The organism is Treponema bryantii (assembly GCF_900113965.1).
In the GTDB taxonomy this organism is placed as follows: domain Bacteria; phylum Spirochaetota; class Spirochaetia; order Treponematales; family Treponemataceae; genus Treponema_D; species Treponema_D bryantii_A.
In genome coordinates this window covers 140,210-153,866 of the sequence record NZ_FORI01000003.1, presented here as the reverse complement: position 1 = coordinate 153,866, position 13,657 = coordinate 140,210, and the positions used below count along the sequence as shown (strand labels likewise).

The window sequence follows — 13,657 nt, the reverse complement described above, 5'->3', positions numbered from 1 at the left end:
CTCCTACCATAAAGAGTTTTCTGAGAATTTCTTTGAAGTCGTATTAGCGATAATCAAAAGAATAACATTGATTACAGAATTGAATAAACCGATTGCTGTTGCGTAAGCCTGATCTGGAATTCCTGTAAGACCTTTTTTATAAACGTAAGTTGCTATCAATTCACTTACACTTAAGTTTCCGTCTGTCTGCATGAGGAGGGCTTTTTCGTAACCTACCCCCATAAGTCCACCAATTGACATAATCAGCATTACGCTAACGATCGGTAGGATTGCTGGGAAATCAACATGAATGATTCGCTGGAATCGGGAAGCTCCGTCAAGTACGGCTGCTTCATGCTGCTGCGGATCTACATTTGAAAGTGCTGCGAGATAGATAATTGTACTCCAGCCGAAATCCTGCCAGTTACTTGAAAGAATGTATAAAGGACGGAATGCTTTTTCTTCAAGAAAATATGAATAGCGTCCAAAGCCCATGTTTGTTGCAATGTTGTTGATTAAACCGTAGCGGCCAAAAAAGAGGTTGAGCATACCAACAAGAACAACAAGGGAGATGAAGTGTGGCATGGTGAAAATTGTCTGAAGGTATTTTCCAAACTTTTTGTTCTTAAGAGAGTTGAGCATGAGAGCTACTATAATTGGTAAAGGAAATCCAATGACAAAGCCTTCAATACAAAGAAGGAAAGTGTTTTTCATAAGAGGCCAGAATTGAACGTCTTTGAAGAAGCGGGTAAAGTTTTTAAAACCAAGCCAGATTGTAGTATCAGATAATATTTTATCGCCAGGCATAAAATCCTGAAAAGCAATCAGGACGCCGTAAATTGGCAGATAATTCATAAGAAAAACAATTATCAATGCCGGTAGAAGTAAAATGTAAAAAGGAAAACTTTCCCTAAGTTGTTTTTTCTTGTCTTTTTTTACAAGACCCTTCATTTTTTTCCTCCTGTGCAGGTTTGTGATTTACATGTAATTTACAAATTGCACACTTTTATAATCAAAGTATAGGGGTGTATTTACAATATGTCAATAAAAATGTTTAATATGTAAACAAAAAATTATTTTTTTAAGACATTTTACCTATGTTTTTACAATATTAATGCAAAATTGCTGTAAAGTTTTACATAATGTAAAAGTGTTGTAATTTTTGTAAACCTGTGGTAAAGTAAAAGAGAAGTTACAAAATGTAAAAATAAGAGGTCAGGTAAGAATGGCAATAAAACGTATTACAATGCAGGAACTTGCAGATGCCTGCGGACTTTCCCGAAATACAGTTTCCAAGGTTTTTAATGAAAGGGGCACTGTTCCGGAAAATACAAAGCAGCTTGTTCTTCGTAAGGCAGAAGAACTCGGCTATATGCAGTTCAATATAGATAAGAATACAGGTGCGGAAGATAAAGCAACTTCACAGCTACTTCAGAATGCAGGTCCTGCAAATGCATCTATGTCTGCTTATTCCGGAAAAAATGTAGCGCTGCTTACCAAACGAATTCCAAACGATTATCATTTCGGCTCTCTTTTTCTTCCTGCTTTTACGGAACGACTCAGTCGTGCCGGTGTAACTCTTATGATGTATGAGATAAAGGAAAGTGAGTTTGAAGAAGGCCGCCTTCCAAAACATCTTGTACTAGATCAGACTGCAGGAATCATTACTATAGAAATATTTGATAAAAAGTATCTTGAAATGTTGAGCGGTCTTGGATTGCCTCTGCTGGCGGTAGATGCATTTGCAGAAGCAGACATGAGCCTTTTGAATTTTGATTTTATTTCTATGGAAAACATAGCAAGTACAATTAATCTTACATCGCATCTTATTTCTAAGGGAGCAGAAAAACTTGGCTTTGTTGGAGATATAAATCACTGTAACAGTTTCCATGAACGCTATATGGGCTTTACCCGAGCCTTAAATAAGTATGAATTGCCTCTTGAAAAGAAAATCTGTATTTTAGATGATGACTCAGAAGCTTATGGCAGTGTAGAGTGGTTTATGAACCGGATACAGTCAATGCCATACAGACCTGATGCTTTTGTCTGCGCCAATGACTTTATTGCAATAAATCTTCTTAAGGCTGTAAAGAACTTAAAGCTGTCTGTTCCGGCTGATATTAAAATTGCGGGTTTTGACGGAATTCTTCAATCAGAGGTAGTTGAGCCTCCTCTTACAACAATCAAAATTCCCGGTAAGGAAATAGGAAGAATGGCAGCGGATATGCTGATGGAAAGAATGGTAAAACCGGAAAAACCATTTATCAGAGTATATGTGAATACAACTCCGATTTTCAGAAGTTCAACATAAAAGACGCTTTCAAAAGCAGGTTGTGCTATTGCAAAAAATTATTCTTTCTGATATATTCTTTGATACGTATTTAGACTTTAGGTGTGGTGGCGTCTAATCCCCGTTTTACGTTAGCCGACCGGTCTTCTTACCAGTCTTTTGCAGATTGGATTCTGTTTCCTTGTTCCACTGCATCGGGCGTATAAATTGAATTATTTTAATAGAGGTATTATATGTACGCAACTATTGAATTTAAGGGCAAACAGTACAAGGCAGAGAAAGACGTTGTCCTTACAGTAGATAAGCTTGATGCTGAAAAAGGTTCAAAAATTGACATTGATACTGTACTTCTCGTAAGCGACGGAGACAAAATCAGTGTTGGAACTCCTTATGTAAAGGGTGCAAAGGTAACTGTAGTTGTAGAAGATTCTTTCAGAGATAAGAAAGTTCTCGTTCTCAAGTACAAGTCAAAGAAAGACTATCATCGCTTAATCGGTCACAGACAGCAGTACACAAAAGTACGTGTTGAATCGATTACACTTGCATAATTGAATTAAAGGAGATTACTATGGGAAGAACACGTGGTGGATCTGGTGCTAAAAACGGACGCGATCCTAATCCTAAAAGCTTGGGTGTAAAAAGATATGCTGGTGAATCTGTAACTGCAGGTTCAATCATCGTAAAGCAGCGCGGAACAAAATTCTATCCTGGAGCTAATGTAATGAAAGCTGGTGATGACAGCCTTTTCGCTACAGCTGATGGAAAAGTAGTTTTCGGTGAAAGAAATAATCACAAGGTTGTTTCTGTAGAAGCTGCTAACTAAGTTCAGTTTTTACTGAATATGAATGCCCGGTCTTGCTAACTTGCTGCCGGGCTTTTTTTTTGGAGAAATTATGATAGGTTTTGCAGATGAAGCAACTATAGAGGTTCGCTCTGGTAACGGTGGTAACGGCTGTGTAGCTTTCCGTCGTGAAAAATATATTCCTCATGGCGGTCCTAACGGCGGAGACGGCGGTAAGGGCGGTGATATTATTTTTGCAGTAAAACGGAATCTCCGAACTCTTGCAAATATCAGACATAAGCATTGCTTTAAAGCAAAGAACGGCGGAGACGGGCAGGGCTGGAACCGCTACGGTGCAGACGGTGAAGACTGTGTAATTCCAGTTCCACCGGGAACAACAATCCGCGATGCCGAAACTGACGAAATCATCTACGACTTTTCAACTGCAAAAGGAGACGAACAGTTCACTTTTCTCAAAGGCGGAAACGGCGGCTGGGGAAACGTTCATTTTAAGTCTTCTACAAATCAGGCTCCAAAACAGGCAAATCCTGGACAGAAGGGCGAAACCCGTTTCTTAAAACTTGAACTTTCAATCATGGCAGATGCCGGACTTGTAGGTTTCCCTAATGCTGGAAAATCAAGCCTTCTTACATATTTTACAAATGCCCGCCCAAAGATTGCGCCTTATCCTTTTACAACAATCATTCCAAATCTTGGTGTGCTCCGTGTAGACGACGAATCAGATATCATAATTGCAGATATTCCTGGAATCATTGAAGGTGCTTCCGAAGGTCTTGGCCTTGGAGATACCTTCCTTAAACATATTACCCGAACAGCATGCCTTATCTTTATGATTGACTGTTCAGACGATAATTATCTTACCGCTTACGAAACTTTGAGCAACGAGCTTCGCAATTATTCAGACAGTCTGATGGAAAAGCCTCGTATTGTTCTTTGTAATAAGATCGATCAGGATGGTGCTTTTGAGCGTGCTATTGAAGTTCAGGAAAAAATCAAAGCTTCTGAACCTGATACTGTTGTAATTCCAGTTTCTGTTATGATGGGACGCGGAATGAAAGAAGCTCAGAATCAGATTGTTCAGCTTGTAAATAAGCAGGAACGCCGCATTGAAGCAGAAGAAAAGGGCACAGATGTTTTTGGTGCCGGCTTTATGCAGTCTCGTGCTTATATTGATGATGATGACGACGGAGTTCAGTATCCGGGAAGTGAAGGCTAAGGTCACGGGGAGTCAGCATTGAAAGTTGCAGTTTTTGGCGGAACCTTTAATCCTCTTCATGTTGGCCATGCAATGCTTGCCGACACAATAGTAAAAGAACTTGGTTATGATAAGGTGCTTTTTGTTCCTACATACCAGCCGCCTCACAAGGACTTTGCAAAAATTGTAAGTGCTGAACACCGCATGGCAATGATTTCTCATTTTTGCAAAATGGAAGGCAGCGGTCATTTTGAACTTGAAACCTGCGAAATAGACCGTGGCGGCATTTCCTATACCTCAGATACTCTTGAATTCCTTACAAAAAAATATGAAGGAAAGCTCAGTAAAAAACTTGCCTTTGTAATGGGGGATGAGGTTGCGGCAGAGTTTCACAAGTGGCGAAACCCTCAGCGCATTTCTGAACTTGCAGATCTTCTTATAGTTCACCGTTATCCGGATGTAAAGGCGCTTGAAACTTCACTTTATGATAATAAACCAACCGGCGACTACAAAGGCGATTTTTCTGTAAAGTTTGATTTGAAAAACTTTGCGTATCCTTGTATTTATATTGAAAATCCAATGCTGCCGGTTTCTTCAACCGATATCCGCCGTCGTATAAGCGAAGACAAAAGTTTCCGCTATCTTGTTCCACCGGCAGTTTTTGATTATATTATAGAAAACGGACTTTACGTTGGTTGAGCCTGCGGTCCCTGAGCCTGGTCGAAGGGTCGAAACCACTAGAGATATTATGATTGATTATATAGAAAAGACTGATGAAATCAGACAGTTTACTGAGCAACACGTAAAAAAAAGCCGTTACGAGCATTCTGTACGAGTTGCTGAAATGTGCGCCCGAATGTGCCGACAGTACGGTCTGGACTGGCGTAAAGGCTATCTTGCTGGAATTGGCCACGACATGTGCAAGGATTTTTCTGATGAAGAACTTTTTGAACTTGCCGGCCGCGATGGTCGTGAAATTATAGATTATGATAGAAAGAAGCCGGCTTTGTTACATGGCCGTGCCGCAGCTGTTTTATTAAAAGAACAGTTTAAAGTTTATGATCAGGAGATTCTCGAGGCTGTAGCAAATCACACATCCGGAATTATCGGAATGTGCGACCTTACAAAATGTCTCTTTCTTGCAGATAAAATTGAGCCTGGTCGTCCACAGTCAACAGATGAGTACCGTGCAGGCCTTTTAGCAATGTCACTCAATGATATGCTTTATTCTGTGCTTGAAGAGAATTATGAATATTTGACAAAAAAAGGGTACGAGATTTATCCCGGAACCCGTGAAATGATAGAATATTATGCAAAAATACATGCGGAGGGCGGGAGATAAATGGGAAAAATTAAAATCCGAGATGAACAGAAAGGTATTATCTTTATTGCGCTGATTATTGTAACTGCAGTTGCTCTTTCTGTAGTTTTTGCTTTTTCCCTTAAAACAAACACTGTAGAAGATGCGCTCAAAGAACAGGGAATCATGCGTACTCTTTTTGTTGTTGAGGATGATGATTCGGGTATGCTGTTTTCCAGTGTGCTTATTTATAATCCTATATCAAAAAAGGCAGCGCTGGTAAATCTTCCGGGACACACTGGTGCCATTTATCAGTCACTTGGCCGTGTAGATAAGCTTGAAAAGGTATATTCTGAAGCTGGAATTATTTCATACCGTAATGAAGTTGAAAAACTTTTGGGAATGACAATTCCATATTACGCAATTTTGACTTTGGATAATTTTATTAAGTTTTCTGATTACCTTGGAGGTATGAGGGTATTTATTTCTGAACCTGTTGATTGTGTATCTGATGAAGGGGAGCGCTGGCTTTTGCCTTCTGGTGCTATCAACCTTGATGGCGATAAAATCAATACTTACCTTCATTATGTTCTTCCAGATGAAGTGGAAGCTGATGTTCAGGAACGCTATCAGAATGCAATGGCAGCCTTTATTACAGGTATTCATGATAAGAAGTTTGTAATTTTTTCAAAGCAGAACAGAAAGCGTTATCTGAGTTTTATTACAACAAATCTTAAGGAAGAAGAAGAGATAACACTTTTTGAAGCAATTGCAGATGTTGATGCCGAATCAATGATTAAGCAGACAATTACCGGTTCGCTCCGTCGTGTAGACGGTCAGCAGCTTTTAATGCCGGATAATAACGGAGAGTTCATTAAGGAAGCCGTAAAGCAGACAACAAACCTTCTTGCTTCTACAGATGGAACTCTTACAAGCCGTGTTTACGTACTTGAAATTCAAAATGGTACAACAACACAGGGACTTGCGCGTAATACAGCAATTCTTTTCCAGAATGCAAGTTATGATGTATTGAGTCCTGTAAATGCTCCAAGAAATGACTATGAAGAAACCGTAATCATAGATCATATTGGAAATATGGATGTTGCAAAAATTGTCGGTGAGTTTATCCGATGTACAAATATCAGGGAAGCAACCCCGGAAGAGGAAGCAGAAAGTTCCAGTCTTGATGCTGGCGTGGACTTTACAATTATCCTCGGAAAAGATTTTGATGGACGTTATGTTCAGCCATCTAGAAGATAGAGGTGATTTATGAAAACAATGGAAGAAAAGGCAATTGAAATTGCAAAGTTAATGGAAGATGGAAAGGGTAACGATGTTACTCTGCTCGATATCAGCGGACTCAACAGCTGGACAGATTATTTTGTTATTGTAACTGTAACAAGTTCTGCTCACTGGCAGGGGTTGTATAAGCAGATTAAGGAATACATCAAGGACAACGACCTTGAGATTCACCTTACAAACCGCAAGAGCCCGGACGGCGACGACTGGAACCTTATTGATTTAGGTGCAATCGTTGTACATCTGATGTCTGAAAGTGCAAGAAGCTTCTACGATCTCGAGAAGCTCTGGCACGCCGGAAAAACTATTGATTTCCGCGCATAAAAATAAGCCGGCTCATATTAATGAGTCGGCTCGCATAGTCTCGCCTCTGAGGCATTTTGTGGTAGAACCTAAACCGACCCGCTGTCGCAGCTCGGTTTTTAACGGTTCTGCTATCTTCGCCTTTTCATGAATGCCAAGAATCCCAGCAAAGCTGCAATTCCAAATACCCATGAAATAACTGCACTGACTACAATTCCTAATCCTGTTGTCAAACCAGCAACAACATAAGACAGGAATGAAACTACTGCAACAGTAATTGCGTATGGAAGCTGAGTTGAAACGTGTTTTACGTGTTCACACTGAGCACCCGCACTCGCCATAATTGTTGTATCCGAAATTGGAGAACAGTGGTCACCACAAACAGCACCTGCCATACATGCCGAAATTGAAATAATACGCAGTGGATTTCCCGGTGCAAAAATTGCGATACAGATTGGAATAAGAATTCCGAATGTACCCCAAGATGTTCCTGTAGCAAATGCAAGGAAGCAGGCAACTACGAAGATAATTGCAGGAAGCATCATCTTAAGACCTGCTGCAGAACCTTCTACAAGACCAGCAACATATTCTTTAGCACCAAGGCTGTCTGTCATTGCTTTAAGAGTCCATGCCAGAGTAAGAATCAAAATAGCTGGAACCATTGCCTTAAATCCGTCTGGAACACAGAGCATGCTTCCCTTGAAAGAAAGAACCTTGCGGCAAACATAGAAGATGATTGTGATAATCAAAGCTGCAAAAGAACCAAGTACAAGACCAACAGATGCATCTGAATCAGAGAAAGAAGAAATGATGTTCAGGAAGTTTCCGTTTGCTTCAGTTGTACCGTCTTCAAGTACATTGAACTTTGTAAAGAAACCGCCTGTATAAATCATACCAAGAATACACATAACGATGAGTACAACGATAGGACATACCAAATCAATTACTTTTCCATTCTGATTTGCATCATCAATATCATCTGTTGCGTTATTCATTACTTCAAGAGCTTTTTCATACTTAGACATTTCACCATATTCAAACTTCATGAATACCATTGCGAACATCATTAAAATAGTAAAGAATGCGTAGAAGTTGAAAGGAATTGCCTTGCAGAAGAGTGTAAAGCCGTTTTCACCTTCGCTTACAAAACCTGCAACAGCTGCGGCCCATGAAGAAATAGGAGCGATAATACAAACTGGAGCTGCAGTTGAGTCAATCAGATAAGCAAGCTTTTCTTTTGAAATGCCGTACTTAGATGTCATAGGTCTCATAACAGAACCTACAGTAAGACAGTTGAAGTAGTCATCAATAAAGATGAAGATTCCAAGAATGATTGTTGCAACCTGTGCACCAACCTTAGTCTTAATGTGTTTTTTAGCCCAGCGGCCAAAAGCAGCAGAACCGCCGGCCTTGTTCATAAGGGCAACCATAATACCAAGCACAACGAGGAATACAATGATTCCCACGTTCCAGCTGTCAGAAAGCTGTGCAATCATACCATCCTTGAAGATGTGATTAAAAAAGCCTGGAAAACCAGCGGCTGTTTCAATTGCATAGAAAAGACCGCCGATTATAATACCAATAAAGAGGGAAGAGTAAACTTCCTTAGTCCAGAGGGCCAGAGCAATGGCCACAATTGCAGGCACAAGTGCCCAGAATGTTCCAATCATTTTTTATATCCTTTTATTTAGATAAAGATTTAAAGTCTGTAGCAAGCGGTTCCTTAATGCCGTCTTTTTCAAGCTTTTCAAGAACTTCGATTGCATAATCCAGTTCTTCAAGCTGAGTAGCCGCGCAGTAAGTTTTAATCTGCCGCAATGCTTTTAATGCTTTTTCGTTTGTCAATTTTTAATCCTCCTTTCTATATTATATATCGTTTTAATTCTATCTGCATTAGAAAATTTACAAATTTTGGATACCTGCATGCAGATCTTATTTCATCTTGACAAAAAGTGTATAAAATGTCATTTTAGTGATAGTGCCTTTTGGCAGATTATTCTTATAGGGGTTATATATGAAGAAATATGCATTTTTATTTCCTGGACAGGGTGCACAGGTTCCAGGAATGATTAAGGATATCTGTGATGCTTATCCTGAAGCACGCGCTGTAGTTGACCAAGTAACAAAAATCACAGGCGTAGATATGCCAAAACTTCTTTGGGAAAGCGATGCTGCAACTTTGAGCCGCAGCGACAACAGCCAGCTTGCTATTACAACTGCTTCACTCTCAGTTATGGCTGTATTAAAGACAAAAGGTATTGAGCCATCAGCAGCAATGGGCTTCTCTCTTGGAGAGTTCCCGGCTTTGTATGCTGCAGGCGTTTTGAGCTTTGAAGATGTAATCAAAGTTGTTCGTGAACGCGGACTTATCATGCAGGCTACCTGCGAAAACATTGCTAAGGCAAATGAAGGTCACGCACCTGGAATGACTGCTGTTCTCGGACTTCCTCCAGAGAAGGTAGAAGAGCTTGCTAACGGAATTAAAGACGCTTATGCTGCAAACCTGAACAGCCCTGTTCAGACAGTAGTAAGTGGTACAGCAGATGCTCTTGATCAGATTGAAGCAAAGGCAAAAGAAGCTGGTGCTCGCCGTGCTCTCCGCCTTGCTGTAGCTGGACCTTTCCACAGCCCACTTATGCAGGAAGCTGCTGATAATTTTGAAAAGGCAATTGCTGGAGTTACTTTCAACAATCCTAATAAAACTCTTTTCAGTAACGTAACTGGAAAGCAGGCTGATAATGGTGAAGAAATCAAAAAGAATGCTGTTCTCCACCTTACAAACCCGGTTCGCTGGACTTCAGAAGAGGCTGTTTTGAACGACCTCATCAAGGCAAGCGGTGATGAATGGGAATTGATTGAACCTGGTGTTGGTGCTGTTCTTACAGGCCTCTGGGGTAAATCAGGATATGCAGAAACTGCAGAATGTAAAGCTGTAAATAACGTAGAAACATTAAATATATAATAACTCGTCATTGCGAGGAGCGCAGCGACGTGGCAATCTATAAGAATGGATTGCTTCGCTGCGCTCGCAATGACGGTGGAGTAAGGAAAACAAAATGGAAAAAAGACGTGTTGTAATTACTGGAATGGGAGCTGTAACTCCTCTTGGAAATACTGTAGAAGAAACTTGGGCTGGCATTAAGGCTGGAAAAAGCGGAATCGGTCCAATCACACTTTTTGATGCTTCTGTAAACAAGGTTCACTATGCTGCAGAAGTAAAGAACTTTGATCCTTCTCTTTATATGGATTCAAAGGATGCCCGCAAGATGGCTCGCTTTACTCAGCTTGGTGTTGCTGCTGCTAAGATGGCACTTGATGATTCAGGACTTATGGGAAATGCAGAAGTTCTCGACGAAACTGGAATCATCCTTGGTGTAGGAATTGGTGGTCTTGAAGAGACTGAAGCTGATATTCTTGGTATGGCAAAAATGGGTGGTGTAAAAACAAATCCTATGGCTATCCCTAAGCTCATCCCTAATGAAGTTGGTGGAAACATTGCAATTCAGTTTGGAGTTCACGGACCAGTACAGTCTGTTGCTACAGCTTGTTCTTCTGGTACAGATGCTCTTGGTGTTGCTTTTGATATGGTTCGTTCTGGTCGCCTTGACTGCTGTCTCAGTGGTGGTGCAGAATCTACAATCTGTCAGTTCGGTGTCGTAGGCTTTGAAGTTCTCCATGCTCTTTCAACAGGTTTTGATGATGACCCAACAAAGGCAAGCCGTCCATTCGATAAGGACCGTAACGGCTTTATCATGGGTGAAGGCTCTGCTATTCTCGTTCTTGAAGAGTATGAGCACGCAAAAGCACGTGGTGCTAAGATTTATGCAGAAATTGCAGGTTATGGTGCTTCTTGTGATGGTTACCACCTTACAGCTCCAAACCCAGACGGAATCTGCGGCTCAAAGTGTATGACACGCGCCCTTAAAGATGCTGGAATGGATCCAAGCGAGATTCAGTACTACAACGCTCACGGAACTTCTACAATGAAGAATGACTCGAGCGAAACAAATATGATTAAGATTGCCTTTGGTGAAGAAAATGCCCGCAAACTTAAGATTTCTTCAACAAAGTCTATGCACGGTCACTGTCTTGGTGCAACCGGCGCGGTAGAAGCAATGATTTGTGTAAAGGCAATCAACGACAGCTTTGTTCCTTGTACAAAGAACCTTGATAATCCTGATATTGAAGGTGGATGTGATCTTGACTACGTTCCAAACAAGGGAATTGAAATGAACATTGATGCTGCTATGTCAGCTACTTTCGGATTCGGTGGACACAACGGTGCAATCATCATCAAGAAAGTAAAATAGACTTGAACAATTTCACAAAATTCTACTATTATAATTTTGGTTAATCTCTTAATGGGGGTAACCAAAATTTATTTCATAATCAAAAAAGGAGTGATTTTATGAAAAAATTAGTTGCAGTTTTAGCTGCTGCTGTTCTCGCAGGTGGAGCAATCTTCGCAGGAGATTTCTACAATGGTGATATTCAGTTGCAGGCAGGTATTGGTTTTGATACTGTAAAAGCAGATGATCTTGACAGAACAATCAAAGGAACAATTTTTGACTTTGGTGTTGAATCATGGCATCTTTTCAAGCCAATTGATTTAATTGGTGTTGGATTTTCTGTAGGTTTTAATGGTGGTATTGGTGCTACTGAACAATGGCCACTTCCATATTCTGGTTATGGTGTAGAAGTAAAACCTTTGAATGGCTTGTCTGGAAACTTCAACTTTGCTATTGGACCTGCTGTAGGTCTTTATCTTGGCAATGTAGTTCGTTTTGGTGTTAACTTTGGTTTTGATGCTGGTTTCAGTATTGATGAACCTTTAGCTTATGAATATGAAGTTTCTACAGGATATTATGGTAGTTCAAGAGGTACAGCAAGAGCTACTGTATTTGCATCATATTCAGGAATTGACTTTGGAATTCAGGCAAAATTCCTTCCAGAAAGCGTAGTAAATCCTGTAATTGGATGGCGTCTTGTAAAGGGTTCTGCATCTAGCTATGATTATTCTGTATCACAACCAGGTGATACATATGATAGTGGAACTATGTATCGCAAATATGATTTCACACAGAACGTACTCTATGCAGCACTTTCTTTCAGCTGGTAATTTAATATAATTTAAACTTGTAAAGGCCGTACTTCAAATTGAAGTACGGCCTTTTTATTTTCAATATAAAAAAATGTTATATAAACTATTATTCCTTGATAGACGAAAAAAAAATTTTAAGATTAAATTATAAGGAGGGTGTAAAAGCCATGAAAAAAATATTTGTCGTTTTATTTGGAATGTTAGTGGCATTCTCAGTTATCAGTTGTAACAATCCTAATAATACTCAGGATAATAATACTGATCCATTGAATAATTTATTTGGTGTACAGGATGTTACAGGCTGGGATGATTGGGAAGATTTAACAACTGGTCAAATTGGAAGTTGGATTGTTGGAACATGGGATTATTCATATAGAGGTATAACTAATGAAGATGATATGAATTATATCAAAAAAATGGAATTAACTTGTACAGCTAATTTTTCAGGTACTTCATCATCTTCTTCTGTTGTATGGGTTAATTCATCTGATACATCTATTATGGAAAATCATACTGATACTTTAGGTACTGTAAAGTATAGAATGGACACTTACTATGCTGATGATTGGTGGGAAACTGAGGTAATTACTCCATTTTTGCAGAGAGGGGGTACTGTAACTTCAGTAGATAAAAAGGTATGGAAAAAGGTGAATAAAAGTAGAACGCAAATGGAGTTCTATAAATATATTTATTTGACCGGTACACTAAATGGTGAATCTGGTTATTTAATTGCGCAGGCAAATGAAACATTTATAAAGCGCCAGTAAAAGACTGTGTTGTTATAATTTCTATAATAATGTAGAATAAACTTGCTTCTTTTTAGAGAAGCAAGTTTTTTTTATTTTTGGAGACTTTCATGGCATTAACAACAGATATTAAATCATTATTACCACATCGCGAGCCTTTCTTATTTGTAGACTCAATTATCAGCGCTGATGAAAAAGGCTGTGTTTGTGAACATACATTTACAGAAAATGAGTTTTTCTTTAAGGGACACTTTCCTGAGTACCCTGTAGTACCGGGCGTTATTCTTTGCGAAACAATGGCACAGGCAGGCGGCGCGGCTTTGCGTTACCTTAACATTGTTCCTGCAGACGGACTTTTCTTCTTTGCAACATTGGACAAGGTAAAGTTCCGTAATCAGGTTCGCCCTGGCGACAAGGTTCGCATGGAAATCGAATTCCTCCGCAACAGCCCAAAGATGATCAAACAGGCCGGTAAAGCCTACGTAGGCGACACCCTCTGCGCTGAAGCCGAGTGGATGTGCCTCGTCGGCGCAGCGAACTAAGTGAGCGAGCCGACGAAGTACAATAACTTCCTTACACAACGCGGCGCCGCAGGCGACGCATGTGTTTAGTTGGATCTGCGAACTAATAACAATATAATTA

Annotated in this window: 16 protein-coding genes; 13 read left to right on the top strand and 3 right to left on the bottom strand. The window is 40.0% G+C overall.

Going from position 1 to position 13,657, the window contains the following annotated elements; translation table 11 throughout:
• Nucleotides 1–3: 3 nt before the first annotated feature.
• Nucleotides 4–930, bottom strand: coding sequence for an ABC transporter permease (locus tag BM161_RS05335; RefSeq protein WP_074930972.1), 927 nt, complete (start codon nt 928–930; stop codon nt 4–6).
• A 274-nt stretch (nt 931–1,204) separates the two neighbouring features.
• On the opposite strand from BM161_RS05335, the gene BM161_RS05330 reads away from it, so the two are divergent.
• The 8 genes from BM161_RS05330 to rsfS all read left to right on the top strand — a co-directional run bounded on the left by BM161_RS05330 (nt 1,205) and on the right by rsfS (nt 7,189).
• Complete coding sequence (locus tag BM161_RS05330) at nt 1,205–2,290, top strand: LacI family DNA-binding transcriptional regulator (protein ID WP_074930971.1); 1,086 nt, start codon at nt 1,205–1,207, stop codon at nt 2,288–2,290.
• Nucleotides 2,291–2,502: 212 nt separating this feature from the next.
• Nucleotides 2,503–2,817, top strand: a complete 315-nt coding sequence (rplU, locus tag BM161_RS05325; RefSeq protein ID WP_074930970.1) for a 50S ribosomal protein L21 — start codon at nt 2,503–2,505, stop codon at nt 2,815–2,817.
• Nucleotides 2,818–2,837: 20 nt separating this feature from the next.
• Nucleotides 2,838–3,092, top strand: coding sequence for a 50S ribosomal protein L27 (locus BM161_RS05320; RefSeq protein ID WP_074645488.1), 255 nt, complete (start codon nt 2,838–2,840; stop codon nt 3,090–3,092).
• Between the two features lie 70 nt (nt 3,093–3,162).
• Nucleotides 3,163–4,287 carry a GTPase ObgE gene (gene obgE / locus BM161_RS05315; protein WP_074931116.1) on the top strand — a complete coding sequence of 375 codons (1,125 nt, stop codon included), beginning with the start codon at nt 3,163–3,165 and terminating at the stop codon, nt 4,285–4,287.
• A gap of 18 nt (nt 4,288–4,305) precedes the next feature.
• Nucleotides 4,306–4,965 carry a nicotinate (nicotinamide) nucleotide adenylyltransferase gene (gene nadD, locus BM161_RS05310; RefSeq protein ID WP_074930969.1) on the top strand — a complete coding sequence of 220 codons (660 nt, stop codon included), beginning with the start codon at nt 4,306–4,308 and terminating at the stop codon, nt 4,963–4,965.
• 49 nt (nt 4,966–5,014) lie between these two features.
• Entirely contained in the window at nt 5,015–5,608 is a 594-nt protein-coding gene (gene yqeK / locus BM161_RS05305; RefSeq protein WP_074930968.1) for a bis(5'-nucleosyl)-tetraphosphatase (symmetrical) YqeK, read from the top strand.
• Entirely contained in the window at nt 5,609–6,826 is a 1,218-nt protein-coding gene (locus BM161_RS05300; protein ID WP_074930967.1) for an LCP family protein, read from the top strand.
• Between the two features lie 9 nt (nt 6,827–6,835).
• The gene (gene rsfS / locus BM161_RS05295; RefSeq protein ID WP_074930966.1) at nt 6,836–7,189 is read left to right on the top strand and encodes a ribosome silencing factor; all 354 of its coding nucleotides are present in this window, start codon (nt 6,836–6,838) and stop codon (nt 7,187–7,189) included.
• Between the two features lie 110 nt (nt 7,190–7,299).
• On the opposite strand, the gene BM161_RS05290 is transcribed toward rsfS, so the two are convergent.
• Together BM161_RS05290 and BM161_RS14345 are read right to left on the bottom strand one after the other, a co-directional pair.
• Entirely contained in the window at nt 7,300–8,838 is a 1,539-nt protein-coding gene (locus BM161_RS05290; RefSeq protein ID WP_074930965.1) for a Na+/H+ antiporter NhaC family protein, read from the bottom strand.
• A gap of 13 nt (nt 8,839–8,851) precedes the next feature.
• On the bottom strand, nt 8,852–9,013 hold the full coding sequence (locus BM161_RS14345) for a hypothetical protein (RefSeq protein ID WP_177206207.1): 162 nt from the start codon (nt 9,011–9,013) through the stop codon (nt 8,852–8,854).
• Nucleotides 9,014–9,182: 169 nt separating this feature from the next.
• Between BM161_RS14345 and BM161_RS05285 the strand changes: the two genes are divergently transcribed.
• From BM161_RS05285 to fabZ, 5 genes are all read left to right on the top strand, one after another.
• Nucleotides 9,183–10,130 (top strand): ACP S-malonyltransferase, encoded by a 948-nt coding sequence (locus tag BM161_RS05285; RefSeq protein ID WP_074930964.1) that lies wholly within the window; start codon nt 9,183–9,185, stop codon nt 10,128–10,130.
• 94 nt (nt 10,131–10,224) lie between these two features.
• On the top strand, nt 10,225–11,478 hold the full coding sequence (gene fabF / locus BM161_RS05280; RefSeq protein WP_074930963.1) for a beta-ketoacyl-ACP synthase II: 1,254 nt from the start codon (nt 10,225–10,227) through the stop codon (nt 11,476–11,478).
• A gap of 98 nt (nt 11,479–11,576) precedes the next feature.
• Nucleotides 11,577–12,287, top strand: a complete 711-nt coding sequence (locus BM161_RS05275) for a hypothetical protein (protein WP_074930962.1) — start codon at nt 11,577–11,579, stop codon at nt 12,285–12,287.
• Between the two features lie 149 nt (nt 12,288–12,436).
• Entirely contained in the window at nt 12,437–13,036 is a 600-nt protein-coding gene (locus tag BM161_RS05270) for a hypothetical protein (protein ID WP_074930961.1), read from the top strand.
• 89 nt (nt 13,037–13,125) lie between these two features.
• Nucleotides 13,126–13,557: a 3-hydroxyacyl-ACP dehydratase FabZ gene (gene fabZ, locus BM161_RS05265; protein WP_074930960.1), complete on the top strand. Its 432-nt coding sequence runs from the start codon at nt 13,126–13,128 to the stop codon at nt 13,555–13,557.
• Nucleotides 13,558–13,657: the final 100 nt, after the last annotated feature.

What these genes read in the sequence shown, in the direction of transcription:
- rplU (WP_074930970.1), top strand. Translation starts at nt 2,503, where the DNA reads ATGTACGCAACTATTGAATTTAAGGGCAAACAGTACAAGGCAGAGAAA.
- BM161_RS05290 (WP_074930965.1), bottom strand. Translation starts at nt 8,838, where the DNA reads ATGATTGGAACATTCTGGGCACTTGTGCCTGCAATTGTGGCCATTGCT.
- fabF (WP_074930963.1), top strand. Translation starts at nt 10,225, where the DNA reads ATGGAAAAAAGACGTGTTGTAATTACTGGAATGGGAGCTGTAACTCCT.
- fabZ (WP_074930960.1), top strand. Translation starts at nt 13,126, where the DNA reads ATGGCATTAACAACAGATATTAAATCATTATTACCACATCGCGAGCCT.
- BM161_RS05330 (WP_074930971.1), top strand. Translation starts at nt 1,205, where the DNA reads ATGGCAATAAAACGTATTACAATGCAGGAACTTGCAGATGCCTGCGGA.
- BM161_RS05270 (WP_074930961.1), top strand. Translation starts at nt 12,437, where the DNA reads ATGAAAAAAATATTTGTCGTTTTATTTGGAATGTTAGTGGCATTCTCA.
- rsfS (WP_074930966.1), top strand. Translation starts at nt 6,836, where the DNA reads ATGAAAACAATGGAAGAAAAGGCAATTGAAATTGCAAAGTTAATGGAA.
- obgE (WP_074931116.1), top strand. Translation starts at nt 3,163, where the DNA reads ATGATAGGTTTTGCAGATGAAGCAACTATAGAGGTTCGCTCTGGTAAC.
- BM161_RS05275 (WP_074930962.1), top strand. Translation starts at nt 11,577, where the DNA reads ATGAAAAAATTAGTTGCAGTTTTAGCTGCTGCTGTTCTCGCAGGTGGA.
- BM161_RS05335 (WP_074930972.1), bottom strand. Translation starts at nt 930, where the DNA reads ATGAAGGGTCTTGTAAAAAAAGACAAGAAAAAACAACTTAGGGAAAGT.
- BM161_RS05320 (WP_074645488.1), top strand. Translation starts at nt 2,838, where the DNA reads ATGGGAAGAACACGTGGTGGATCTGGTGCTAAAAACGGACGCGATCCT.
- BM161_RS05300 (WP_074930967.1), top strand. Translation starts at nt 5,609, where the DNA reads ATGGGAAAAATTAAAATCCGAGATGAACAGAAAGGTATTATCTTTATT.
- BM161_RS05285 (WP_074930964.1), top strand. Translation starts at nt 9,183, where the DNA reads ATGAAGAAATATGCATTTTTATTTCCTGGACAGGGTGCACAGGTTCCA.
- yqeK (WP_074930968.1), top strand. Translation starts at nt 5,015, where the DNA reads ATGATTGATTATATAGAAAAGACTGATGAAATCAGACAGTTTACTGAG.